Annotated in this window: 24 protein-coding genes and 1 pseudogene; 8 read left to right on the top strand and 17 right to left on the bottom strand. The window is 66.5% G+C overall.

Translation table 11 applies throughout. The features are described from left to right. Window positions 1-715 (bottom strand): lyase family protein (locus AVS7_RS10870; protein WP_020230532.1); only part of this gene is annotated, 715 nt, incomplete at its 3' end. A 35-nt stretch (window positions 716-750) separates the two neighbouring features. Between AVS7_RS10870 and AVS7_RS10875 the strand changes: the two genes are divergently transcribed. The 7 genes from AVS7_RS10875 to AVS7_RS10905 all read left to right on the top strand — a co-directional run bounded on the left by AVS7_RS10875 (window position 751) and on the right by AVS7_RS10905 (window position 9,140). Beyond that, the gene (locus AVS7_RS10875; RefSeq protein WP_020230533.1) at window positions 751-1,815 is read left to right on the top strand and encodes a sensor histidine kinase; all 1,065 of its coding nucleotides are present in this window, start codon (window positions 751-753) and stop codon (window positions 1,813-1,815) included. Window position 1,816: 1 nt separating this feature from the next. Continuing rightward, window positions 1,817-2,581, top strand: a complete 765-nt coding sequence (locus tag AVS7_RS10880; RefSeq protein ID WP_020230534.1) for a LytTR family DNA-binding domain-containing protein — start codon at window positions 1,817-1,819, stop codon at window positions 2,579-2,581. Window positions 2,582-3,024: 443 nt separating this feature from the next. Beyond that, window positions 3,025-3,897 (top strand): tripartite tricarboxylate transporter substrate binding protein, encoded by an 873-nt coding sequence (locus tag AVS7_RS10885; protein ID WP_020230535.1) that lies wholly within the window; start codon window positions 3,025-3,027, stop codon window positions 3,895-3,897. 3 nt (window positions 3,898-3,900) lie between these two features. Beyond that, window positions 3,901-4,794, top strand: a complete 894-nt coding sequence (locus AVS7_RS10890) for an MBL fold metallo-hydrolase (RefSeq protein WP_020230536.1) — start codon at window positions 3,901-3,903, stop codon at window positions 4,792-4,794. Between the two features lie 140 nt (window positions 4,795-4,934). Further along, entirely contained in the window at window positions 4,935-6,524 is a 1,590-nt protein-coding gene (locus AVS7_RS10895; protein ID WP_234450000.1) for a GMC family oxidoreductase, read from the top strand. Window positions 6,525-6,549: 25 nt separating this feature from the next. Continuing rightward, entirely contained in the window at window positions 6,550-8,007 is a 1,458-nt protein-coding gene (locus tag AVS7_RS10900) for an aldehyde dehydrogenase family protein (RefSeq protein WP_020230538.1), read from the top strand. A 131-nt stretch (window positions 8,008-8,138) separates the two neighbouring features. Next, window positions 8,139-9,140 (top strand): tripartite tricarboxylate transporter substrate binding protein, encoded by a 1,002-nt coding sequence (locus AVS7_RS10905; RefSeq protein ID WP_020230539.1) that lies wholly within the window; start codon window positions 8,139-8,141, stop codon window positions 9,138-9,140. A 3-nt stretch (window positions 9,141-9,143) separates the two neighbouring features. Here AVS7_RS10905 and AVS7_RS10910 read toward each other — a convergent pair whose 3' ends face one another. The 5 genes from AVS7_RS10910 to AVS7_RS10930 form a co-directional block, all read right to left on the bottom strand. Then, entirely contained in the window at window positions 9,144-10,067 is a 924-nt protein-coding gene (locus tag AVS7_RS10910; protein ID WP_024001334.1) for a LysR family transcriptional regulator, read from the bottom strand. Continuing rightward, window positions 10,057-10,902 (bottom strand): ZIP family metal transporter, encoded by an 846-nt coding sequence (locus AVS7_RS10915; protein WP_020230541.1) that lies wholly within the window; start codon window positions 10,900-10,902, stop codon window positions 10,057-10,059. The genes AVS7_RS10910 and AVS7_RS10915 overlap by 11 nt, the downstream gene beginning before the upstream one ends. A gap of 109 nt (window positions 10,903-11,011) precedes the next feature. Continuing rightward, on the bottom strand, window positions 11,012-11,896 hold the full coding sequence (locus tag AVS7_RS10920; protein WP_020230542.1) for a dienelactone hydrolase family protein: 885 nt from the start codon (window positions 11,894-11,896) through the stop codon (window positions 11,012-11,014). A gap of 39 nt (window positions 11,897-11,935) precedes the next feature. Beyond that, complete coding sequence (locus AVS7_RS10925; RefSeq protein WP_020230543.1) at window positions 11,936-12,898, bottom strand: tripartite tricarboxylate transporter substrate binding protein; 963 nt, start codon at window positions 12,896-12,898, stop codon at window positions 11,936-11,938. 30 nt (window positions 12,899-12,928) lie between these two features. Continuing rightward, on the bottom strand, window positions 12,929-13,453 hold the full coding sequence (locus AVS7_RS10930) for a carboxymuconolactone decarboxylase family protein (protein ID WP_020230544.1): 525 nt from the start codon (window positions 13,451-13,453) through the stop codon (window positions 12,929-12,931). A 93-nt stretch (window positions 13,454-13,546) separates the two neighbouring features. Here AVS7_RS10930 and AVS7_RS10935 point away from each other — a divergent pair, with 93 nt between their 5' ends. Then, window positions 13,547-14,521, top strand: a complete 975-nt coding sequence (locus AVS7_RS10935; RefSeq protein ID WP_049696893.1) for a LysR family transcriptional regulator — start codon at window positions 13,547-13,549, stop codon at window positions 14,519-14,521. Between the two features lie 14 nt (window positions 14,522-14,535). Here AVS7_RS10935 and AVS7_RS10940 read toward each other — a convergent pair whose 3' ends face one another. The 11 genes and pseudogenes from AVS7_RS10940 to AVS7_RS10990 form a co-directional block, all read right to left on the bottom strand. After that, window positions 14,536-15,381 carry a MaoC/PaaZ C-terminal domain-containing protein gene (locus tag AVS7_RS10940; protein ID WP_020230546.1) on the bottom strand — a complete coding sequence of 282 codons (846 nt, stop codon included), beginning with the start codon at window positions 15,379-15,381 and terminating at the stop codon, window positions 14,536-14,538. Between the two features lie 12 nt (window positions 15,382-15,393). After that, on the bottom strand, window positions 15,394-16,323 hold the full coding sequence (locus AVS7_RS10945) for an SDR family NAD(P)-dependent oxidoreductase (RefSeq protein WP_020230547.1): 930 nt from the start codon (window positions 16,321-16,323) through the stop codon (window positions 15,394-15,396). Between the two features lie 42 nt (window positions 16,324-16,365). Further along, the gene (locus tag AVS7_RS10950) at window positions 16,366-17,391 is read right to left on the bottom strand and encodes a tripartite tricarboxylate transporter substrate binding protein (RefSeq protein WP_024001336.1); all 1,026 of its coding nucleotides are present in this window, start codon (window positions 17,389-17,391) and stop codon (window positions 16,366-16,368) included. Window positions 17,392-17,443: 52 nt separating this feature from the next. After that, window positions 17,444-17,656, bottom strand: a complete 213-nt coding sequence (locus tag AVS7_RS10955) for an acetyl-CoA carboxylase biotin carboxyl carrier protein subunit (RefSeq protein ID WP_020230549.1) — start codon at window positions 17,654-17,656, stop codon at window positions 17,444-17,446. Next, a complete protein-coding gene (locus AVS7_RS10960; protein ID WP_020230550.1) occupies window positions 17,653-19,047 on the bottom strand; it encodes an acetyl/propionyl/methylcrotonyl-CoA carboxylase subunit alpha in 1,395 nt (464 codons plus the stop codon). The genes AVS7_RS10955 and AVS7_RS10960 overlap by 4 nt, the downstream gene beginning before the upstream one ends. A 16-nt stretch (window positions 19,048-19,063) precedes the next feature. Next, window positions 19,064-20,608 carry an acyl-CoA carboxylase subunit beta gene (locus tag AVS7_RS10965; protein ID WP_034691638.1) on the bottom strand — a complete coding sequence of 515 codons (1,545 nt, stop codon included), beginning with the start codon at window positions 20,606-20,608 and terminating at the stop codon, window positions 19,064-19,066. Window positions 20,609-20,652: 44 nt separating this feature from the next. Beyond that, the gene (locus tag AVS7_RS10970) at window positions 20,653-21,291 is read right to left on the bottom strand and encodes a 3-oxoacid CoA-transferase subunit B (RefSeq protein ID WP_049696896.1); all 639 of its coding nucleotides are present in this window, start codon (window positions 21,289-21,291) and stop codon (window positions 20,653-20,655) included. Between the two features lie 16 nt (window positions 21,292-21,307). Then, entirely contained in the window at window positions 21,308-21,997 is a 690-nt protein-coding gene (locus tag AVS7_RS10975) for a 3-oxoacid CoA-transferase subunit A (protein WP_020230553.1), read from the bottom strand. A 37-nt stretch (window positions 21,998-22,034) separates the two neighbouring features. Next, window positions 22,035-23,036, bottom strand: coding sequence for a tripartite tricarboxylate transporter substrate binding protein (locus AVS7_RS10980; protein WP_234450001.1), 1,002 nt, complete (start codon window positions 23,034-23,036; stop codon window positions 22,035-22,037). Between the two features lie 29 nt (window positions 23,037-23,065). Further along, window positions 23,066-24,238 (bottom strand): annotated as a pseudogene (locus AVS7_RS10985) (thiolase). Then, window positions 24,229-24,725 (bottom strand): Zn-ribbon domain-containing OB-fold protein (locus AVS7_RS10990; RefSeq protein WP_369799099.1); only part of this gene is annotated, 497 nt, incomplete at its 5' end. The gene AVS7_RS10990 and the pseudogene AVS7_RS10985, both read right to left, overlap by 10 nt.

The following is a 24,725-nucleotide window of genomic DNA, read 5'->3' on the forward strand; positions in this document are numbered from 1 at the left end:
GGCACACGCCGTCCATGCCCAGCGTGCGGGCCACGCGCTCGCGGTCCAGCGGGTAGGTGGTGCCGGCCAGCGCGGCGCTGCCCAGGGGCAGCACGTTCACGCGCTTTCGCGCGTCGCGCATGCGCTCCTGGTCGCGTGCGAACATCTCCACGTAGGCCAGCAGGTGGTGGGCGAAGCTCACGGGCTGCGCCACCTGCAGGTGGGTGAAGCCAGGCAGGATCACCTCCACGTTCTTCTCGGCCACCTCGACCAGCGCCAGCTGCAGCTCGGACAGCAGGCCGTCGATCAGGTCGATTTCGCCGCGCAGCCACAGGCGCACGTCGGTGGCCACCTGGTCGTTGCGGCTGCGGCCGGTGTGCAGGCGCTTGCCGGCGTCGCCCACCAGCTGCGTCAGGCGCGCCTCGATGTTCAGGTGCACGTCCTCCAGGTCGAGCTTCCAGTCGAAATCGCCGCGCTCGATCTCCTGCGTGATCTGCGCCATGCCGCGCTGGATGTCCGCCAGGTCCTGCGCGCCGATGATGGCCTGCGCGGCCAGCATCTCGGCGTGGGCCAGGCTGCCCGCGATGTCGGCCTGCCACAGGCGCTTGTCGAAGAACACGCTCGACGTGTAGCGCTTGACCAGATCGCTCATGGGCTCGGAAAACAGGGCCGACCAGGCCTGGGCCTTGGTGGCGAGCTGGTCCTGGGAAGGCTGCGAGGGGGAAGAAGAGGACATGGGGGCAATAATTCGGAGGTTACGCGGATGCCGCGATGCAAGAAACGCAAATTTTATCGACCCGCCCCCTGCTGCCTTCCGATGCCCCGGCACCGGCCGCGCGCGCACTGGTATTCGACGCCTGCCACGTGGGCGTAGTGCTGCGTGCGGTGCTGTTCGTGGAAGGCGTGCTGGCCGTCGGCGCGCTGTTCGGCGCGGCCACGGCCGGCGAATGGCTGGCGCGCGTGTCTTTGCTCACCGGCGGCGCCCTGCCCGCCACGCTGGCCTGGCTGGTCACCGCCTGCAGCCTCAAGCGCCTGCTGCAGCGCCTGCGCGAGCCGATGCAGTACGCGGCGGGCGTGCTGCTCGGCACGCTGGCGGGCCTGTACGCCTGCGGCATGCTGACCCTGGCCGGCGCGGCGGGCGAGCAGCCGCCGTGGCTCGCCAGCGCCGCCACCGGCGCGCTGCTCTCGGCCCTGCTGGTGGCCGCGCTGGTGCTGCGCGCGCGCGGGCGCACCCCGGCCGCCACCACGGCGCGCCTGGCCGAACTGCAGGCGCGCATCCGCCCGCACTTCCTGTTCAACACGCTCAACAGCGCCATCGCCCTGGTGCGCGAGGAGCCCGCCAAGGCCGAGGCGCTGCTGGAAGACCTGAGCGACCTGTTCCGCCACGCCCTGGTGGAACAGGGCGAATGGACCACGCTGCACGAGGAAATCGCACTGGCGCGCCGCTACCTGGACATCGAGCAGGTGCGCTTCGGCGAGCGCATGCGCGTGCAATGGGTGCTGGACCCGCGCGCGGGCGACGCGCGCCTGCCGCCGCTGCTGCTGCAGCCGCTGGTGGAGAACGCCGTCAAGCACGGCGTGGAGCCCAGCGCCCACGGCGTGGCCAAGCTGCGCATCGCCACCGAACTGCAGGCCGGCCGCGTGGCGCTGACCATCACCAACACCGTGCCCGCGCCCCAGCCGCACGACGCGCCGCCGGGTGCGCCGCGCGGCCACGGCATCGCCCAGGCCAATGTGCGCGATCGCCTGCGCCTGCTGCACGACGTGGACTGCGACTTCCAGGCCGGCCCGCACAAGGGCCTCTACCAGGTCCGCATTTCCCTGCCCCCGAGCTGACATGCACATCCTGATCGTGGACGACGAACCCCTGGCCCGCAGCCGCCTGCGCACGCTGCTGGCCGACTGCGCGCAATGCGGCGGCGAGCACCACAGCGTCTGCGAGGCCGCACACGCCGCCGACGCCCTGGCCCAGCTGCACGCCCCCGGCGGCCGCGCCGTGGACGTGGTGCTGCTCGACATCCACATGCCCGGCCAGGACGGCCTGTCGCTGGCGCACCACCTGCAGCAGCTGCCGCAGCCGCCCGCCATCGTCTTCGTCACAGCGCACGCGGACCATGCCCTGACCGCCTTCGAGCTCGATGCGGTGGACTACCTCACCAAGCCCGTGCGCCTGCAACGCCTGCAGCAGGCCCTGGCCAAGGCGCGCCGCACGGGCGGCCCGGCCGACGCACCACCGCGCCCCGCCTCCGCGCCGCCGCCCGACGGCGAGGCGCTGGTCATCCAGACCCAGGGCCGCACCGAGCGCGTGCCCCTGGCCGACGTGCTGTACCTGCGCGCCGAGCAGAAATACCTCACGGTGCGCACCGCCCTGCGCAGCTACGTCATCGACGGCGCACTGACCGAGCTGGAAGCGCGCCACGCCGCGCATTTCCTGCGCGTGCACCGCAACACCCTGGTCTCCCGCCGCGCCATGCGCGCGCTGGAGCGGCACGTGGACCCCGACGAGGGCGAAGGCTGGGCGGTGCGCCTGCATGGGCTGGCCGAGCTGCTGCCCGTGTCGCGCCGGCAGGTGGCGGCGGTGCGCGAAGCGATTGCCGGTTAAGCATCAGATTCGATAGCGGCCCCCGCTTGCTGGACAAGCGCCATTGGTCATTTTTATCCCAATCCTCTAGCCCCTTGCGTCCAACGGCGGCGCAGGGCCTGAAGAGCACGGTCGTGAGCTGGAATGCGCGGAAGTCCAGCATTTGCCGGCAAATGACTGAATCATTCTAAATATCTATGTTTTTGTATAAAAAAATATTGATTGTTTGAATGTTTTTACGGACTTAATCTCCGCCCCGAGTGAAATCGCAGCTCGCTTCAGGTCACAGCGGTCCAGCAACGACCGCATAAATCACAAACGGAGACATGTTCATGCACCACCGCACCGAACCGAAACAAGGTTCCTATTCACGCCGCCGCCTGCTCGGATTGCTCTGCGCAATCCCCGCAGCAGCACATGTGCCCGCGGCCCTCGCGAAAGCCACCTGGACGCCTGACAGGCCCGTGAAGCTCATCATTCCTTATGCGCCGGGCGGGGGGGCGGATGTCGCGGGACGCATCGTCGCGCAGGCCCTGCAGACGGTTTCCACCCAGCCCTGGGTGGTCGAGAACCGCGCGGGAGCGGCGGGCAACATCACCGCCGACGTCATCTTCGCCTCCAAGCCCGACGGCTTGACCTACCAGATCACCAATCTCGACACCAGCGTTCTCAACACGTACCTGTATCCGAGCCGCAAGCAGAAAATCGAGGCCGCGATTCCCGTGGCGTCCATCGCCCGCATCGGCACGGTGCTGATGGTCCGGCCCGGGCTGCAGGTGCGCGACCTGGCCCAGCTGGCGGCCGTTGCCAAGACCCGCAGCCTCACCTATTCCTCGTGGGGCGTGGGCTGCAGCGCCCATCTGGGGGCCCTGCTGCTGGAGCAGGAGATGAAGATGCCCGCCATGGTGCATGTGCCCTATCCAGGAGGCGGGCACGCCATGCAGGCGCTGCTGAAAGGCGAGGTGGACCTGTTCCTGGCGCCCATGCCGCTGGCCATGGCGCACCGGTCGGGCAATGTCGGCGCGGTGGGCTACGCGGCGGCGCAGCGCAGCGAGCTGTGGAGCGACCTGCCCACGCTCAAGGAGCAAGGCGGCCCTTCCGTCGATCTGGGCAATTGGTTCGCCGTGTCGGCCCCGCCGCAGACTCCGCCGGCCACCATCGAAGCCGTGAGCGGTTTCATCAAGACGGCCCTGTCCGATGCCAAGGTGCTCGATTCGCTGAAGGCGCAATCCATGGTGCCGTTCCAGGCCGACAGCGCGCAGCTGGCCCGCTTCATTGCGGACGAGAAGACGCGCTGGGGGCAGGTGATCGCCGGTGCGAAGCTCAATCTGGAGTAGCGCATGCAGCCCATCGACATAGGCAAGGCCCGCATCGAGAAGGTCGTCGAGATCGCCAGCATGGACCTGGCGGCCGACTGGCTCCTGCCCAACATCCAATCCACGGACATCGACGCCGAGATCGACTGGATGGACCCCTGCTGTATCGACAAGGTCAGCCGCAAGCTCAAGCTGAGCTTCCATTCCTTCGTCATCCGCACGCCCACCCGCAACATCCTGGTGGACACCTGCAACGGCAACCACAAGGAGCGTCCCTCGATGCCCGAGTGGCACCGGTTGAACACGAACTACCTGGAAAACCTTGCGCGCCTGGGCCTGCGCCCCGAGGACATCGACCTGGTCCTGTGCACGCACCTGCATGCGGACCACGTCGGCTGGAATACCCGGCTCGACAATGGCCGCTGGGTGCCGACGTTCCCCCGCGCGCGCTATCTGATGGGCCGGCAGGAGTTCGAGCACTACCACCGCCTGCATGGCGAGAATCCAGCGGCGCCCATCAACCGCGGCTCCTTTGCCGACAGCGTGCTGCCGGTGGTCGAAGCGGGCCGCGCCGTGTTCGTCGATGCCGGGGACCAGGTGGCAAAGGAGCTGGGAACGGACGTGCGCCTGGAAAGCGCGCCCGGCCACACGCCCGGCAACCTGCTCGTGCATGTCTGCCATGGCCACGAGCACGCGATCATGTCGGGGGATGTGATCCACCACCCCATCCAGTGCGCGCGCCCCCATCTCTCGAATGCGGCTGACTTCAACGGCGCAGCGGCACTGCAGACACGCCTGAACCTGCTCGAGAGCTGCGCCGACAACGCAAAGATCCTGCTGACAGGCCATTTCGCCGGGCCCACAGCGGGCCACGTCGTCTCGCACGGTTCAGCGTTCAGGTTCCGGTTCCGCACTTAGGCGCCCGCCATCCGCAGGCGGGCTCCCCGCCCTCTCGCTTCTGCGCCCGGCCCGCCCGGGCGGCAGTTGGCTGGGCAGCGCCTGCCTGCACGACAGAAGAAACACGCCGCCATGGCGCTGGAGAAACAATGCACGAGTACGTGGACTACATCATCGTCGGCTCGGGGCCGGCGGGGTCCGTCATCGCCAAGAGGCTGAGCGAGCGAAGCCATCACAGCATCTGCGTCATCGAGGCAGGCTGCGAGGACAAGGACTTTTTCATTCGCGTCCCGGTCGGTTTCGTCAAGACCCTGTACGGCGGAAAAATCACCTGGAACTACCAGACCGAGCCGGCGGCCGCGACGAACAACCGAAGAATTGCCATGCCGCAGGGACGGGTGGTGGGCGGCTCCAGCTCGGTCAACGGCCTGGTGTATTCGCGCGGGCAGCCCGAGGACTTCGACGACTGGGAAAGAATGGGCAACGCCGGCTGGGGCTATGCCGATGTGCTGCCCTACTTCAAGCGGTCGGAACGCCGGCTGGGGCCTTGCGATCCCGCGTTCCGCGGCACGGACGGGGAATTGCCCATCACGAATCCCGACTGGACTTCGCCGCTATGCGATGCCTTCATCAAGGGGTGCGAGGAATTCGGCATTCCCTACAACCCCGACTACAACAGCAAGGACCAACTGGGCGCGGGTTATTTCCAGCGCTACATCCACAGGAACCGGCGCGTCAATTGTTCTGACGCCTTCCTTCGGCCCGCGATGCAGACAGGACGGGTACTGCTCAAGACCGAGTCCGTGGTGTCGGAAGTCCTGTTCGAGGGCAAGCGCGCCATCGGGGTGAGGTACATCAGGCACGGCGTGACCCATACGCTCCATGCCAACAAGGAGGTGATCCTCAGCGCGGGTGCTCTTCATTCGCCCAAGATCCTGGAGCTCTCCGGCCTGGGAGATTCCGAACTGCTGAGGGGCCACGGCATCGCCGTCAAGCAGCACCTGCCCGGCGTAGGCGCGAATTTCCGCGACCACTACACGGTGCGCAGCATCGCGCGGGCGCAGAACGCCACGACGCTCAATGAATTGTCCCGAGGGTGGCGCCTGGGCAGGGAGGTGCTCAGGTGGTTCGCGGGCCGGCCCAGCATCCTGGCGTTGAGCCCTTCGCTGGTGCATGTCTTCTGGCGAACCAGGTTCAGCCCTGTGCGCGGCGACATCCAGATCCTGTTCACGCCGGCCAGCTACAAGGAAGGCAGCAACTACGTGCTCGACGACATGCCGGGCATGAGCACGGGCGCCCGGCAGCAGCGGCCCGAGAGCAGCGGCCATGTGCATATCCAGTCGAAGGACCCGCTGCAGGCGCCGCTGCTGCAACCGAATTTTCTCAGCCATGAGCTGGACCAGCGCACGCTGGTCGAAGCGCTGAAGCTCGCGCGGCAGTTGATGGGCTCTTCGGCGATGGCGCCTTATCTGGCGAAAGAGCTGCAGCCGGGCAAGGACATCGCCACCGACGACGAATGGCTGGACTACGCCAGGCAGAAGGGCACCACCGGCTACCACATGGTGGGCACCTGCAAGATGGGCCCGCCCGAAGACCGCATGGCCGTGGTCGACCCGTCGCTGCGGGTCCATGGCTGTGAAAGCCTGCGCATCGCGGATGCCTCCGTCATGCCCCAGGTTCCGTCCGCCAACACGCTGGCCGCCAGCCTGATGGTCGGCGAAAAGGCCGCCGACCTGATTTTGGCGAAGTAAGGCATCCATGACTGGAGATAACGCAATGACAGCATCCATCCCCCAAGTTCTCGAATCCGTTTCGACGCTGAGCCTGATCGCGGGCCAGCGCGTGAGCAGCGGCACCACCTTTGCCGTGCGCAACCGCTATTCCGGCGAGGCGATAGCCCACGTGGACCAGACCTCCCGCGAGCATATCCAGCAGGCCGTGGCCGTGGCGCGCCGCCATTTGAAGCAGGTGCCGGACGGCTACAAGCGCTCGCGCATCCTGCGCAAGGCGGCGGACATCATCCAGGCGCGCAAGCAGCAGTTCGTGGACATCATGATGCTGGAGGCAGGATTCACCGCGGTGGAGTCGTCCGGCGAGATCGACCGCGGCCTGGATACGCTGGAAATTTCGGCCGAGGAGGCCAAGCGCATCTGCGGCGAGATGATTCCCATGGACGGCAACCCCGGCCAGAAGGACCGCATTGCCTTCACGCTGCGCACGCCGGTGGGCGTCGTGTGCGCCATCACGCCCTTCAATGCGCCGTTCAACGCGCTGCTGCACAAGATCGCGCCGGCCATTGCCGCGGGCAACGCCGTCATCCTGAAGCCCTCGGGGTACACGCCATTGACCGCGAGCCTGATCTGCGACGTATTGCTGGAAGCCGGCTGGCCCGGCGAGCTTCTGTCCCTGGTCCATGGGGAAGGAGCGGAAGCGGGGGAATGGCTGCTGGACGAGCAAGGCATCGACTTCTACACCTTCACCGGCAGCACGCGGGTCGGCCGCATCATCCAGCAAAAGGCTGGCCGCCGTCGCACGCAGCTCGAACTGGGCAGCATCGCCTGCACGGTGATCTGCGCGGATGCCGATCTCGACATGGCCTTGCCGCGCATCCTGCGCGCCACGTTCCGCAAGGCGGGCCAGGTGTGCACGTCGATCCAGCGCCTGTATGTGGCGCAATCCCGGGCCGAGGAAGTCGCGGCCAGGCTGGAACAGGCCACGCGCGTGCTCAAGAGCGGCGACCCGCGGCTGGCCGACACCGATGTGGGGCCGATGATTGCCGAGAAGGAGGCGATGCGCGCCGAGTCCTGGGTTCAGGAAGCAATTTCCCTGGGCGCACGGCTGGTCGCGGGCGGCAGGCGCGACAAGTCCGTGCTGGAGCCGACGATCCTGTCCGACGTGCGGCCGGGCATGAAGGTGGTGGACCAGGAAATCTTCGCCCCCGTCGTGACCCTGATGCCGTTCCAGACGGTTGCCGAGGTCATCGAGAGCATCAACGCCACGCCCTATGGCCTGGCCACGGGCGTGTTCACCAATGACGTGAACACCGCCTTCTACATGGCACGCAACCTGCGCGTCGGCGGCCTGCATGTGAACGAAACCTCCAGCTCGCGCAACGACGGCATGCCTTATGGCGGCGTCAAGGACAGCGGCTATGGCTTCGAAGGGCCGAAATATGCGATCCGCGACATGACCGACGAGAAGGTCGTGAGTTTCTCGCTGAGCGACCCCGCCTGAGATTGACCGGCGTTCCACCACGGACGCCGCCGAATTCCACCAGCATACATGCGCCCCTCGGGAGCGCAATGGCCTGGGCTTGCCGTTCGAAAAATGAGTTCGACCGTTGTTTGATTGATTGGAGACACACCATGCATGCGAAGAAGACTTCCCGTACCTCGAAAACCGTGCGCCTCGTGCTCGGCCCTTTGGGCCTGGCGTTGAGCCTGGGCGCTCAGGCCGGCGCCTATCCCGAGCGGCCCATCAGCCTGATCGTGCCGTATACCGCAGGGGGCGCGACGGACGTTCTGGCAAGAACGCTGGCCAAAGGGCTGGCCCAGGAGCTGAAGCAGTCCGTGGTCGTGGAGAACGTCCCCGGCGCCGGAGGGTCGATAGGCCAGGCGCGCGTGGCCAGGGCCGCAGCCGACGGCTACACCATCCTGCTGGGCAACGTCGGAACACTGGCCGCGAATGCCTCCGTCTATAAAAACCTGCCATACGACATTCTCAAGGACTTCACCCCGATCGCTTCGGTGGCCGATGCGCCACAGGTGCTCTCCGTGCGCGCCGATTTCCCGGCATCGAACCTGGATGAATTCGCCGCCTACGCCAAGACCCATGGCGCAAAAATGAACTTCGGCGATGCCGGCGTCGGCTCGGGCGCTTTTCTGGGGGGAATGCTGCTCAACGCGGGCCTGGGCATCAACATCACGCCCGTGCACTATCGCGGCGCGGCGCAGGCGACGTCCGATGTCATGGCCGGGCAGATCGACTACACGGTGGAGAGCAGCAGCACCGCCGTCAGTTCGATCGCATCGGGCAAGATCAAGGGGCTGGTGGTGCTGAGCCCGCAGCGCGTAAGCGTCCTGCCGGATGTCCCCTCGGCCAGCGAGACCTCCTACAAGCATCTGAACTACACCATCTGGAACATGGTGCTGGTCAAGAAAGGCGTTTCCCCGGCGATGGTCGACACGCTCAACGCAGCCATCAACAAAACACTGGCCCAACCGGATCTGCTGGAGCGGTACAAGCAAATGGGCCTCGCGGTTCCCAGCGCCGCGCAGCGCAGCACGCCGGGCGCGGAAAAGCTGCTGGCCGAGGAGGTGGCGCGCTGGCAGAAGCTCTTGAGCGAAGCGGGTGTGAAGCCGGAATAGCGCTCACTGGAAGGTAGAGATGGTCTTGGCCAACGCCACCAGCTTGCGGATCACGGTCTGGCTTTGGTCCATGCCCCATGCGGCATTGAAGGGAATGCGGGGAAAAGCCGGCGCGCCCTTCAGCGCAACAAGTTCACCGCTCTTCAGCTCCGATTCCATCATGGGATAGGTCATCAGGCCGATTCCCGTGCCGCAGCGCAGCAGTTGCTTCAAGGTCAGCACGTCGCCACAGACGTCGATCTTGATGCGCAGGTTGTTCTCCTTGATGAGCTTCACCAGGATCGGATGCATGGGCGACTCCTTGGACAGCGACCACACCGGCTGCGAGCGCATCGCCTCCAGCCAGTCGACGGCGGAGTGCGCGCCGTCACGCCCGACGAGGGCGGGCGAGCCGACCAGCAACACGTCCACGGAGCCGATGGGCTCCACATGGAAACGGTCGGAGGTCAGGGAAGGCGTGGCCATGAACACCAGATCCAGATGGCCTGTCTCCAGCTTGTTGACGCTCAGGGAGGTCTGCCCGACCTCCACGTCGAAGTTCAACTGCGGCATGGCCGCCCGCGCAGCGGTGACGAACTGGGAAAACCAGGTCTGGCCGATCAGCCCGGCAATGCCCAGGCGTATGAGCCCCGAGGCATGGGAGGCATCGTCGAGCGTGTGGATCACATCGTCGATGGCTGCCAGCAGGGGCTTGATCTGCTGAACCAGTTCCCGCCCCTGCGTCGTCAGATCCATCCTGCGGCCGCGCTTGTGGAACACCGGAAAACCCAGCCTGGCCTCCAGCTCCCGCATGCGCGCGGACACCGTGGGCTGGGTGGTGTACATATGGTCTGCGGTGGCCTGGAAACTGCCGAGCTGTGCAATCTGGCACAGCGTCTGGAGATGCAGGATATTGATTTTCGCCATGCGGCCGTGCTCAGTGACCATGGGCCTGGCCGTGCGCCAGGCCACTCACCACCGTGACCATCACCATGCCCAGCAGCAGGAACACCACCTGCACCACCGTCTCGCGTGCCGACAGGCGCCGCTGCAGTTGCGGGATCAGGTCGGCCAGCGCCACGTAGACGAAGCTGCTGGAAGCCACGGCCAGGAAGTATGGCAGCCAGTCGTGCAACCGCTCCACGAGGAAGAAACCCGCCAGCCCCCCGAGAGCGGTCACCGCCCCGGCCAACGACACCTTGACCAGCGCCATGCGGCGGCTGGCGCTGGTCTGGCGCAGCACCAGCAGGTCGCCCATATGGTGCGGCACCTCGTGCGCCAGCACCGAAATCGCCGCGACCAACCCTAGCCGCAGATCTGCCACGAAGGCCGATGCGATCAGCACGCCATCCCCAAAGCAGTGCACGCTGTCACCCGTGAGCACGGCCCATCCGCCCGCACGCGGGCCGTGGTGGTGATGGTGGTGCGACGCATGCGCGCCATGGTCGTGGCCGTGCGCTTCGCCCTGCGCATGCGGAGCTTCATGCCCATGCCCATGTTCATGACCGTGGTGCCACAGCTCCGCCTTGTCGAGCAGGAAGAAGAACACCACCCCTACAAGCAATGTGGCAAACAGGTCGTGCGCGCTGGCCTGGCTTTCGAAGGCCTCGGGCAGCAGGTGCATGAAGGCCGTGGCCAGCAGCGCACCCGCCGCCAGGCTCAGCAGATGCTGCGGCCCCACGCGCCAGCGCCCGCCCAGCCCTGCGCGCAGCAACGCCGCGGCGACCCACACACTGCCGATGCCTGCGGCCAGTGTGGCCAGGATGATTGCTACCAATGTCATAGCTTTTAGCGCTTGCCCCTATTGGGTTGAGCGTGGATTTTCCTCGAAATTTCGGTCCACTCCGCACACGCAAAAAAAGCCCCGAAGGGCTTGGTGGCTGCGCCGTGGCTCAGGCCACGCCGTGTTGCTTGAACCAGGCCAGCGCGCGTTTCCAGCCGTCTTCGGCGGGCTCCTTGCGGAAGCTCGGGCGGTAGTCGGCATGAAAGGCGTGCGGCGCGTCGGGATAGACCACGAATTCGGACGCCTTGGCGGCGGCCGAGCCCTGTGCCAGGGCCCCCTTCATCTTATCCACCGTGTCAAGAGGGATGCCGGTGTCTTTCTCGCCATAGAGGCCGAGCACCGGCGCCTTGAGGATGGGCGCGATGTCCAAGGGATGCTTGGGCGTGAGGCCGCTGGTCTGCCCCACCAGGCGCCCGTACCACGCCACGCCCGCTTTCACGGGGCCGTGGGCGGCGTACAGCCAGGTGATGCGCCCACCCCAGCAGAAGCCGGTGATGCCCACCTTCTTCAGGTCGCCGCCATTGGCACCGGCCCATTGCACGGCACCGTCCAGGTCGGCGAGCACCTGGGCATCGGGCACCTTGGAGACCACCTCCGCCATGAGCTTGGCCATCTCGCCATAGGCACCCGGATCGCCCTGGCGCGCATACAGCTCAGGCGCGATCGCCAAGTAGCCCGCGCGCGCGAAGCGGCGGCACACGTCGGCGATGTATTCATGCACGCCGAAGATTTCCTGGATGACCAGCACCACGGGCAACCCCGTCTTGCCCGCCGGCGCGGCGCGATAAGCCGGCACCTTGAAGCCGCCTACCGTGTAGTCGATTTCGCCCACGGTGAGGCCGTCGGACGGGGTCTTGATGGCGGTCTGTGCCATCACGGGCGCGGCCGCCGCCGCGTAGCCCGCGCCCAGCATCAGTTGCAGGGCGGCGCGGCGGCTGGCACCTGCGCTGGGCACGAGGGCGTCGAAGTCTTTCCTGAGGTCATCTCGCAGCATGGCGTCTCTCCTGAAGGGGTGAGCCGCCAAGTGTAGGGGTCAATCCAGCTGGATGTTCAGGGTGCGGATCAGCGCCTGCATCTTGCGCGCCTCGCTCTTGATGACTGCGTCGAACTGCTCGGGCGTCCCTGCGACGACTTCCGAGCCGATTTCCAGCCACTTGGCCTTAAAGGCCTCGTCTCCGAAGATGCCGCGCAACTCCGTGTTCAGGCGCTCGATTACAGGCTTGGGTGTTCCTGCCGTGGTGGAAATGCCGTGCCAAGCGTAGTACTCGAAATCCGGATAGCCCAGTTCGCTGATGGACGGCACCTGCGGCAGCATGGCAGAGCGTGCCTTGGTAGTGACAGCCAGGGGCCGCAGCTTGCCGGACTTGATGTGCTGCATGGAGCTGCCCAGGATGTCGAACATGCTCGTGATTTGCCCTCCCATCAGGTCCACGATAGCCGGGCCGGCGCCTTTGTAAGGCACGTGGGAAATATCGATCTTCGCCATGGCCTTGAACAATTCGCCGCCCAGGTGCTGCGGCGAGCCGTTGCTGGCCGAGCCGAAGGTCACACGGTTCTCGGGCTTGCGCGCGTATTCCACATAATCCTTGAAGCTGGTGATCGGGCTTTTCTCCGACACCTCCAGCACCAGCGGGAACTTGGAGATCTGCATGACCGGCGCCAAGTCCTTGACCGGATCGAAACCCAGCTTGTTGTAGAGGAACTGGTTGGCCGACAGGTTGCCGCTCGCAGCCAGCAAAATGGTGTAGCCGTCGGGCTTGGCTCGCACCACCTGCCCCGTACCGATGTTGCCGCTGGCACCCGCCTTGTTTTCCACGACCACAGGCACCTTGAGCCTGTCGGAGAGCGGTTTGGCGATCAGCCGTGCCATCAAATCGGTAGGCCCGCCCGGCGGATAGGGCACCACGAACGTGATCGCTTTCGAAGGCCAGGCGTCCTGGGCTGCGGCGGCCAAAGGCAGCGCGAGCGCGGCGATGGCAAGGGCTTTTTTGAGCATGCAATGTCTCCTTTGTAGAAGTCGGAAGCGTCAGCGGGCGTCGTGAGAATGGATCTGCAACGCCTCCAGGAAGCGCGAGACCATGTTGTAGGCGGCCACCGTGGCCGTCAGCTCCACCAGGCGCGGCGGCTCGAAATGCGCGGCCACGGCGGCGAAGACCTCGTCGCTCACCTGCACCTGTCGCGTCATCGCGTCGGTGTAGGCCAGCACGGCGCGCTCGCGCGCGTCGAACAGCGGACATTCCTCCCATTGCGTTAGCGCATCCAGCTTGCCCTGCGACACACCCTCGCGCAGCGCAATGGGAGCATGCTGATCCGCCTCGTAAGGTGCATGGTTGAGCAATGCCACGCGCATGATGACCAGCTCACGCACATCGCCCGGCAGGCTGGACTTCTGACGAATGGCTGTCAGATAGCCCAGCCAGCCCTCGGCTACCGGCGCGCTGTGCAGCAGCATCTGGTAGAGGTGCAGGATGCTGCCGCGCTCGGCGGCGATACGGTCGGCCAACGGGCGCACGGCGGCGCTGGTGCAGTCGGCATAGGGAATACGGGCCACGGAGTTCGCTCCTTTGCTCTAGGGATGCCAATCGTAGGCAGAGACGATATATTTTTGAAATTCTTTGTATCTATCGATTTATCAGGTGAAGGAATGAATGTCTCCCCCAGGCAGTTGCGCATGTTCCTGGCTTTGTCGGAATCGCTGAACTTCAGCAAGACGGCGGAGCGGCTGTTCATGACCCAACCCGCGTTGAGCAAGGCAATCCAGGACCTCGAAACCACACTGGGCCTGCCCCTGTTCGAACGCACCACCCGCAGCGTGCGGCTCACCCCCGGCGGCGCCCGCATGGCAACGCTCGCGCGCTCCATCGTGGGCGAGTTCGAAACCGGCCTGCAGCGCATGCAGTCCTCGGCGGAGCGCGAGGCGCTGCAGTTATCCATCGCCTGCTGGCCGTCGCTGGCGTATGTGGTACTTCCCGATGTCTGTGCCGCCATGGAGCGGCGGTTCCGCGCACCGCAGGTCACCGTATACGACTGCGCCAACAGCGCCTGTATCCAGCGCCTGCTCGACCACCAGGCCGACTTTGCACTGGCATCCGTCGCTCCCTCGCACCCGGACCTGGTCTACGAAGAATTGCTCCGCGACCGTTTCGTGCTGCTGGCCAGCGGCAGGTGGCGCAAGCAGGTGCGCCCACGCATGCACCTCGAGGAATTGCTGGCCCTGCCCCTCATCACGCTCACCGACGCCAGCACTGCCATGCGCTACATGAGTGCGGCGTATCTGCAGCGCGGCATCGAATACCGGCCCAAGATGCAAGTCGATCAGGCCACTACCGTAGCCGGCTTGGTGAAGAAAGACGTGGGTGTGGCAGTGCTGCCCTACCTGGGCGTAGTGCCCATCCTCGGCATGCGCGGCATGCGCGGCATGCAGATGTGCGAGATCGTGGACGGGCCGCTGCGCTCTGTCGGCATCGTGACCCGCCGCATGGGCAACCCCACGTCGGTGGCGCTGGCGGCGATGGAGGAGGTGCGGGCCATCACGCAGCAGATGATGGCGCGGCATGCAGGCTGGATCATCCCTCCCTCACCCGGCACGGTGCGGCAAGGCGAGAAGCCGCGCCGATGAAGCGTTTTCTCCGTTCACCGATGCGTCTGGCGGCCCTGCGCCACGACGATGTCCCGCCCGACCGCGCTCGCCCTGAACGCGCCGTCCTCCCAAACGTCGATGGCCAGCGTCTCGCCAGGAAATACGGGAGCGGCGAAGCGCATGGACACGCTCTCGAATGCGTCCTCGCCCACCTTGCCGAGCCTGCGCGAGACGGCATGGTTGACTGCGGCGAAGGTGCACAGCCCATGCAATATGGGCCTGTCGAATCCTGCGGCCTTGGCCACGCCCGGGTCGCTGTGCAGGGGATTGCGGTCGCCGTTCTGCCTGTACAGCAAAGCCTGTTCCGGGCGTGTATGCACGGTCTCCCGCCAGCGCGGCGCACCTTCCGGAAAGGAAGGCGCTGCGCGCGCCTGCGTGGGCGCGCCAGCCATGCCCCCGTCCCCGCGCAAGACGTGGGTGGCCGCGGTGCGCGCCAGCAGGCGGCCGGATACGGCCTCGCGCAGCTCCTTCTCGGTATAGAGCAGCAGGCCCTTGTCGCCTTTGTCCACGGCTTCCAGCACGCGCGTCTTGCCGACAACCTCGCCGCTGGGCGGCAAGGGTGCCAACAGCGTCACCGACTGCTCCCCGTGCAATAGCCGGGTGACGTCCGCACCGATCCCCGGCGCCTTGAGCCAGAACCCTGGATAGCCCAGGACGACCGCCATGGTCGGCAGGATGCAAGGACCGTACTGCTCATCCACGTACCGGAGATCCAGCGCATCCAGCGGGTCCTGGCCCAGGCCGACCGAGAGCGCATAGACGATGGCGTCGCGCTGTGAATAGGCGTGGCGCACCTCGGGGATGTCATGCCTCAGCAGTTCTTCATAGCTCAGATGCATGGGCGCTCCACTTCAGATCGGGTCCCAGCTCAGCACGTCCGGCGAACGCTCCAGGGGATAGAAGTGCTTCTTCATCGCGGGAATGGCGATCTGCGCAATCAGCTCGGGCGTCCAGCCGTCGCCGTGGTGCACCGAGCGCAAGGGACGCGGCTGGCTCATCAGCATGATCTCGTTGGCCCACACCGCGAAGATCTGCGCCGTCACCTCGCTGGCGGCGTCGGAGAGCAGGTAGACGGCCATGGGCGCGATCTTGCCGGCCTCCATCTTCTTGAGCTTTTCCACGCGGTCGCGCTGCTGCGGGGTGTCCGTGGGGATGGAGCTCGTCATGCGGCTCCAGGCCGACGGCGCGATGCAGTTGGAGCGCACGTTGTACCGCGCCATGTCCAGCGCGATCATCTTCGAGAGCGCCACGATGCCGAGCTTGGCCGCGCCGTAGTTCGCCTGCCCGTAGTTGCCGATCAGTCCGGAGGTCGACGTCATGTGGACGAAGGCCCCGGACTCCTGCTCGCGGAAATGGGTTGCCGCAGCCCGGCTCACGAAGAAGGAACCATCCAGATGCACGGCGATGACGGCACGCCATTCGTCTTCGCTCATCTTGTGGAACGAGCGGTCGCGCAGGTTCCCCGCGTTGTTGACGACGCCGTCGATCCTGCCGAAATGGTCCACCGCGCTTTCGATGATGGCGTTGGCGCCCTTCGACGTGGCCACGGAGTCCAGGCTCGCAACTGCCTCGCCCCCCCGTTCTCGGATCTCCCTCGCCACGGCCTCGGCAGGCGAAAGCGCCTGCCCCGCCCGCTCCAGCGCCTCGCCCTGGAGCGTGACGCCGATGTCGTTGACCACCACCCGCGCGCCCACATCCGCCATCTGCAGCGCGATCTCGCGGCCGATGCCTCCGCCCGCGCCCGTCACCACGACCACCTTGCCTTCCAGCATGCGTTCCATTGCCATATTCCTCCATCCAATCACAACAGGCCGGAGCCACCGTCACAGGGCCGAGAGCTTCGCGGCCTTGACCACTTTGTTCCACTTCTCCGTCTCAGCACGGATGAAGCTGTCGAACTCAGCCGGCGTGTCCGCCGACGGCACCGCGCCCTGCTCCGAGATCTTCTGCTGGACTTCCGGAGTCCGCAGGATCTCCACGATGGCGCGGTTCAGCTTCTCCACGATCGGCGCCGGCGTCCTGGCCGGCGCCCAGAGCCCGAACCAGGACATCACCTCGTAGTCCGGCACCCCCGCCTCCACCATGGTCGGCACATCCGCGAGCTGGGGCACCCGCGTGCCCGACGTGACTGCCAGCGCCTTGAATTTTCCGGCCTTCACGTGGGGCAGCGCGGAAGGCATGTTGTCGAAGATCATCGAGATCTGATTGCCCATCAGGTCGGCCACCGCAGGCGCGCTGCCCTTGTAGGGCACGTGCACCATATCCACCTGCGTCATCATCTTGAACAGCTCACCGGACATCTGCAGCGTGCTACCCTGCCCCGACGAGCCGAACGTCAGCTTGCCCGGGTTCGCCTTTCCGTACGCGATCAACTCCTTGACGGAATTGAACGGCGCGCTGGCGTTCACCACCAGCGCATTGGGCACCATGGCCGTACGCGTGATGGGCGCGAAATCCTTCAGCGCGTCATAGGGCATGGTGGCGTACAGGCTTGGGTTGATGGCATGCGTGCCGATCGTGCCCATCACCAGCGTATAGCCATCCGGTGCGCTGCGCGCCACCTGGGCCGTGCCGATATTGCCGCCGGCGCCCAGCTTGTTGTCCACCACCACCGCCACCTTCCAGCGCTCCGTGAGCTTCTGGCCGATCAGGCGGGCGAGGATGTCGGTGGTTCCGCCCGCGGAGAACGGCACCACGATGGTGATGGGCTTGCTCGGGAAGTCGTTGGCGCTCTCGGCCATGGCCGAAGGCAGCATGCCTCCTATGCCGAGCCCGAACGCTGCCAGGCCCGCGATGGCCCGGCGGCGCGAAGGGATCGGTTTCCCGCTGCACTGTTGATTGGCTTTCATGTCATGTCTCCTTCGTTATGGAAATGCTTTCAAAAACCAGGGGTCGCCTGCCTCAGCCCAGCTCCACCAGAACCTGGCCTTCCTGGACGTCGTCGCCCTCCTGCACCAGAAGCCGTACGACACGCCCGCTCGCCTCGCTCTCGACCGGGATTTCCATCTTCATGGACTCGATCTTTAGCACCTCGTCGCCGGGCCCGACCTCATCGCCCTCCCGTACCGAGCACTGCACGACCTTCCCGGACACCGTTGCGCAAACCGTTTTCATACCGTCTCCTGTTCCTTGCCTGCCATCGTCGATGGCGCTGCCTGCCGTTCCTGCAGCGCCGCGGATAAACCGTCCACCGTCATGCTCCCGCGCCTGAAAGCCGGGCTCGAGAGCACCTGGGACACCATGGGGATGTTGGTCTTGATCCCCTGGATGCGCGTGCCATCGAGGGCCGCCCGCAGGCGCGCGATGGCTTCGTTTCTGTCTGCGCCGTGTGCGACGAGTTTGGCGACCATCGGGTCGTAGTGGCTGCCGACGCTGTTGCCCTGCGCATAGCCCGTCTCCACGCGGATGCCCGGCATCCGCGCGGGCAGGCTGAATTCATGCAGCACGCCGGGGGACGGCAGGAACCGCACGGGGTCTTCCGCATAGATGCGGGCCTCGATCGCATGCCCTTGCAGCGGCGGCCTGGCCGCAACGACCGAGGAGAGCGGCTCGTCCCCGGCCAGCCGGATCTGCGCCTGCACCAGATCGACCCCGGTCACGGCCTCGGTCACGGCATGCTCGACCTGCAGGCGGGTGTTGACCTCCAGGAAGGAAAAGCCGGTGTCGGGGGTGTAGAGCATCTCCACCGTGCCGATCACGTCGTAGCCGGCATTGCCGAGGAGGCGTTCGAGCCGGGCGCACATGTCCTCGACCGCCGCGCGCTCGATGCTCGGCGCCGGCGCTTCCTCGATGACCTTCTGGTAGCGCCGCTGCGTCGAGCAGTCGCGCTCGAAGAGCGACATGACATGGCCATGCCGGTCCGCGATGAACTGGAACTCGATGTGGCGCGGCGACTGCACGAACCGCTCCAGGTAGAGGGATGGATCGGCAAAGGCCTTGCCGGCCAGCTGGCCAGCGCGCTGCCAGCCCGCCTCCAGCGCATCGGCTGCATGCACAGGCACCATGCCGATGCCCCCACCGCCGCCGGCGGGCTTGATGAGCACGGGGTAGCCCAGCCGTTGCGCTGCGGCATGCACGGCGGCCATGTCGTCCATGGGCAGCACCGGCGAGCTATCGCCCAGAGCCAGCCCGTGCTCCCGCATGAAGCTGCGTGCGGCCGCCTTGTGGCCCAGCAGCTCGATCCAGCGGGGCGATGGGCCGATGAAGCAATGGCCCGCCTCTTCCACGCGCCTGGCGAAAGCGGCGTTCTCGGAAAGGAACCCATAGCCCGGATGCAGCGCATCCGCCCCCGACCTGCGCATGCATTCCAGCAGAGCCTCCTGGTTCAGGTAGCTTTCCCGCGCCGGCGCGGGGCCGATGCAATAGGCTTCCCGGGCCTGTTGCACGTAGGGCAGTTGGGCATCCGCCTCGGAGTACACGACCACGGGCTTCAGGCCCAGCGCCTCCACGGCCCGGATGATCCGGCTGGCGGCGGCGCCCCGGTTGGCGATCAGAACCTTGTTCATGGTGCTGGCGCCTCCCTCATGGCCGGTAGCCGACACGCGTCTCGCCCGGCGTGCGCAGCGGCGCGGACAGCCGTGCGAACTCTTCCAGCCGCTGGCGCGTCTGCGCGGGGTCGATGATGTCCTCGATCACGAACGCCTCGGCGCTGCGGAAGGGCGAGGTGAGGCTGCGCACGCGCGCCTCGATCTCCGCGCGCTTGGCCTGCGGGTCCGGCGCAGCCTCGATCTCCGCGCGGTAGGCCACCTCCAGGCCGCCCTCGATCGGCAGCGAACCCCACTGCGCAGAGGGCCAGGCATAGCGGAAGTTGAAGCGGCTGGAGTTCTGGTGCCCCCCCGCCGCGACGCCGAACGCGCGCCGCATGATGAGCGAGAACCACGGCACCGTCGCCTGCGCCACCGCTGTCAGTGCACGCACCCCCGCACGCATCACGCCGTCCTTCTCGGCCTCCAGGCCGATCTGGAAACCCGCGATATCGACCATGTTCACGACGGGCAGGTGGAAATGCTCCGCCAGGTCCACGAGGCGCACGAATTTCTCCGCCGTCTGCCGGCCCCATCCCCCGCCATAGAAGTAGGGATTGCTGGCCGCGAACACCACGGGCCAGCCGTCCACGCGCGCCAGGCCGCCGATGATGGCCTTGCCCCAGTGGCGCCCGATCTCGAACACGCTGCCCTGGTCGAACAGCGTTTCGACGATGGGCTTGATCTTGTAGACCTTGCGCGGATCCTTCGGGATGGCGTCGCGCAGCCAGGCCTGGTCCGCCACCTCGGCGGTTCCGTCGCAGCGCCCGGCCACTTCGTAGACCGACGACGGCAGGTAGCTCAGGAAGCGCCGCGCCGCTGCGAACGCCTCTGCCTCCGAGGCCACCTCGTCATCCACCACGCCGTTGCGCGCATGGATCTGGCTGCCGCCCAGCTCGTTCTTGGAAAGATCCTGCCCGATCTTCGCGACCACCGGCGGGCCTGCGATGAAGAGTTGCGACGTGTCCTTCACCATCACCGAGTAATGGCTGCCCGCGACGCGCGCGGCGCCCTGTCCTGCGACCGAACCCAGCGCGAGCGACACCACGGGAACACGGCTCAGGTTGCGCGCCACGTAGGGCCAGATCTTCATCTTGGGCAGCAGCGCATGCCCCATCTTCTCGATGTTCTTGACCGAGCCTCCGCCGCCCGTGCCATCCACCAGCCGCACCATGGGCAGGCGCAGGTCATAGGCCATCTGCTCGGCGAAGGCCATCTTGTCGCCCACGGCGCCATCGTTGGCACCGCCGCGCACGGTGAAGTCGTCGCCGATGACCACCACGGGCCGCTTGTCCATCTGCGCCCGGCCCAACACCACGTTGGAGGGGGACACGTGCTGCAGCACCCCGTTGTCGTCGTACTGGCCGGTCCCGGCAAGGCCTCCCACCTCGGTGAACGAGCCTGTGTCCACCAGTTGTTCCACCCGCTCGCGCACCGTGAGCTTGCCGTTGCGGTGCTGGCGCTCCACTTTCTCCGGCCCTCCCATGGCCTGAGCGAATTGCCTGCGCCTGTCGAGTTCCGCGAGTTCCCCACTCCAGTTCATTCCTGCTCCTGATCGTTGTGTGTTGGGTTTGCGTGCGCGCCTGCTCATGGCTCCAGCACGGCGCAGTCGCCTGCGCGCCGCAGCGGCACGCCCGTGCGTTGCTGCAGTTGCTCGAAGGTCAGTCCCCGCACCATCCCTCGGACCCACAGGCCCTCAGGCTGGACATCCACCACGGCGAGGTCTGTGTAGATGCGGTCCACGACGCGCGCGCCGGTCAGCGGATAGGTGCACTCCGGGACGATCTTGGGCGCGCCGTCCTTGTCCTGGTGCTGCATCATCACGAAGACCTTGCGTGCGCCCGCCGCCAGATCCATGGCGCCGCCCACTGCGGGGATCGAGTCGGCCTGGCCCGTGTCCCAGTTCGCGAGATCGCCCCGGCCGGACACCTGGAACGCCCCCAGGATCGTCAGATCCAAGTGGCCGCCGCGCATCATGGAGAACGACACCACGTGGTCGGTGATGGATGCGCCGGGCGTGAGCATCACGGGGTCCTTGGTGGCGTTCATCAGGTCGGGATCGGGCGCCTCGTCCGCCTCCAGCCCGCGCATGCCCAGGATGCCGTTCTCGCTGTGCAGCACGATGCCGCGCGATGGATCGAGGCAGTCGGCTACCAGCGTGGGCATGCCGATACCCAGGTTCACGTAGGCGTTCGGATCGATGTCCGCGGCCACGAGCTGCGCCATGCGTTCGCGCGACAACCTATGCTCGATCACAGCGGACCTCCACGACACGTTGAACGAAGATGCCCGGCGTCATCACGTGCTCCGGCGGCAGGCTGCCCAGCAGCACCACCTCGTCCACCTGCGCCACGGCAAGCCGGACAGCCATGCACATCACCGGGCCGAAATTGCGGCTCGCGTAGCGGTACACCAGGTTGCCGTGCGCATCGGCGCGATGGGCGCAAACGAATGCCACGTCGCCATGCAGCGGATGTTCGAGCACGTAACCCCGGCCGCCGAACTCACGCGCTTCCTTGCCCTCCGCGAGCCGCGTGCCGTAGGCGGTAGGTGTATAGAACGGCCCCACGCCTGCGCCCGCGGCGCGCAGGCGCTCGGCCAGGGTTCCCTGGGGGACGACTTCCAGCGCGATCTTTCCTGCCCTGTACCACTCGCCGAAAGCCTCCGCGTTGGGCTTACGGGGATTGGACGAGCGTGCGAAGGAACAGATCATCTTGCGCACCCGTCCCGCACGGATCAGCTCGCTGAGCCCGGCCTCGCCATTGCCCGCGTTGTTGTTCACGATGGTGAGCTCGCGCGCGCCCGTGTCCAGCAGCGCACGCAGCAGATCCGTGGGCACGCCGGAGGGCCCGAACCCGCCGATGAGCAGCGTCGCCCCATCCCCAATGCCTGCCACCGCGGCCGGTAGCGAGGGCATCACCTTGTTCAGCATGTTTTCTCCACCGAAGAGTCCAGTCCCGTGCAAAGCGTCATGGCAGGGTGATGCCCGCGGTGTCCACCACCTTCTGCCACTGGCGCACCTCCTGATCCACATAGCGCTGGAATGCTGCGGCCGGCTCCCCGCCGGGCTCGCCGCTCCATTCCGCGATCTGCCTGCGGACGTCGGCCTGCTTGAGGATTTCCGCAACCTCCGACTGCAGCCAAGCCACGTGCGCCGCTGGCGTGCGGGCGGGATAGAACAGGCCGAACCACGCCACCACATCGAAGCCTTCCATGCCGGCTTCCGCCATGGTGGGTACGCCGGGCAGGCCCTCCACGCGCTTCGCGCTGGTGACAGCCAGGGCCCGCAGCTTGCCCGCCTGTATGTGGGGCAGCGAGACCGCGGCGTTGTCGAACATCATCTGCACCTGCCCTGCCAGCAGGTCGGCAACGGCGGGCGCGTTGCCCTTGTAGGGCACGGTGATCACGTCGATGCCGGTTTCCATGCGGAACAGCTCGGCCGTCATGTGCGTGGACTGGCCGACGCCGGAGTTGGCGAGCGCCAGCGTGCCCGGTTTTTCCCTGGCCAGGCGGATCAGCGACTTCACGTCCTGGGCCGCGACGCCGGGATTCACCACCAGCACATTGGGCACGGCAAACACCTGCGTGACCGGTGCGAAGTACTGGGGCCCATAGTTGAGCTTCTTGTTCAGCGCATAGTTGATGGCGTTCGAGCCCACGTTGCCCATCAGCACCGTGCAGCCATCGGGCCGCGCATGCGCCACGCCCGATGCACCGATCGTCCCGCCGCCACCGGCCTTGTTCTCCACCACCACGGACTTGCCGGCGCGGCGGGCGAGGTGGTTAGCGACGAGGCGCCCCACGAGATCCGTCGTGCCGCCAGGTGCCGCCGGCACCACCATGCGCATCGACGCTCCCGGGCAGGCCGGCATGGCGGCCGGCTGGGCCATGGCGGCCGTGCAGGCCATGGCGGCCGTGCAGGTCATCGCAGCCATGGCGATGCCCGTGGACATGCTCCACGACGTTGTCATCCGTGTCTCCTTTTCTTGGTGAACCCGGTTCAGAGGGTCTGTTCTGTGCCCAGCAACGCCGTGGACTGGCTGGACAGCGTCCCGCCATTGCCATGCACCACCGCCAGATGCGGATCGTTCAGTTGCCGCTGCCCGCATTCGCCGCGCAACTGCCGCACGGCCTCGATCATCAGGAACACGCCGTACATGCCGGGATGCACGCACGACAGGCCTCCGCCATTGGTATTGACGGCCAGCCGCCCGCCCGGGGCGATGGCACCGTCGTCCACGAACGCGCCACCCTCCCCCTTGGCGCAGAAGCCCAGGTCTTCGAGAAAGAGGATGGTGTTGATCGTGAAGGCGTCGTACAGCATCGCGAGATCGGCATCCTTCGCCCCATAGCCGGCCATCTCGAAGCAACGGCGGCCCGATTCGCTGGCGGCCGTGACCGTCAGGTCCTCCATCGAGGACACCTGCCGGTTCCAGCAGGCCGTGGCATTGCCCAGCACATAGACCGGCTTCTTCGCGAGGTCCCTGGCCCGGTCCGCCCGCGTCAGCACGTAGGCGCCTGCGCCGTCGCTCACCATGCAGCAGTCGCGCACGGTGAACGGCTCCGCCACGGGACGCGCATGGATCACGTCGTCGATGCCGAGGTCGCCGCGCAGCACCGCCTCCGGATTGCGCTGCGCCCACTTGCGCGCCGCCACCGCCACCTCTGCCAGCTGCTTGCGCGTGGTGCCGTACTGGTGCATGTGGCGCTGCGCCGCCAGCGCATAGGCCGCCACGGGCATGGGTGCGTCGTAGGGTGTTTCGAACGGCTACGGGTCCATGACCTTGCGCACCCGGGTCAGCTCTGCGCGATTGAAGGCTGCCGTACGCTGCGTGCTGCCATAGCAGACCAGCACCGCATTGCATTGCCCCGACTCCAGCGCATGGATGGCCGGCAGCAGGTGGGCCACGTAGCTGGAGCCGCCGATCATCGTGCTGTCGATGAAGGTGGGCCGGATGCCCAGGTATTCGATGACAGGCATCACCCACATCGTGGACAGCGAGCTGCAGGTCGTGATGCCGTCGATGTCCTTCAGCGACAGCCCGGCATCCTTGACCGCATTCAGCGCCGCCCGGCTCAGGATCTCCTGTTCGGTGAAGCCTTGTGCCTCCCCGAGGCCCGCTTGCCCCACTCCGGCGATGGCCACCCGCCCGCGCAAATCGTTCAAGCGCATGGCATGGCCTCCATCCGGTCGAAAACCAGGCGGGCGCCGCCCTCCCGCTTTTCGATGCGCGCCCGCACCCGCTGGCCGATCTTCACCTCCGAGGGCAGGCAGCCCTGGACGCAGCCCATGAGCCGCACGCCTTCATCGATATCGATCAGGCTGACGTTGTAGCTGCCGCCTTGCTCCGGCGAGCGGTAAATCGTGCTGGACGAATAGACGGTGCCCGCGCCCTGGGGCGCAAGCCATTCCAGCGCATCCTCTCCGCAGTGCGGGCAAGCCACCCTGGGATAGAAGACGGCGCGCCTGCAGTGGGTGCAGGACTGTATTTTCCATTCGCCATTTTCCAGAAACTGGAAATACAGCCTTTCAGGGCCTGCGGCTTCATCCGCCGGCATTGGATTTTCAACCACCATTTCACCTAGGGAAGGTCTGCGCAATGCGCTTTGAGGTGTGCTGATGGAGCCTGATCGAGCCGCTTCGCCGCTTCGAGCCGCTT

The organism is Acidovorax sp. MR-S7, assembly GCF_000400995.2.
Lineage (GTDB): Bacteria > Pseudomonadota > Gammaproteobacteria > Burkholderiales > Burkholderiaceae_C > MR-S7.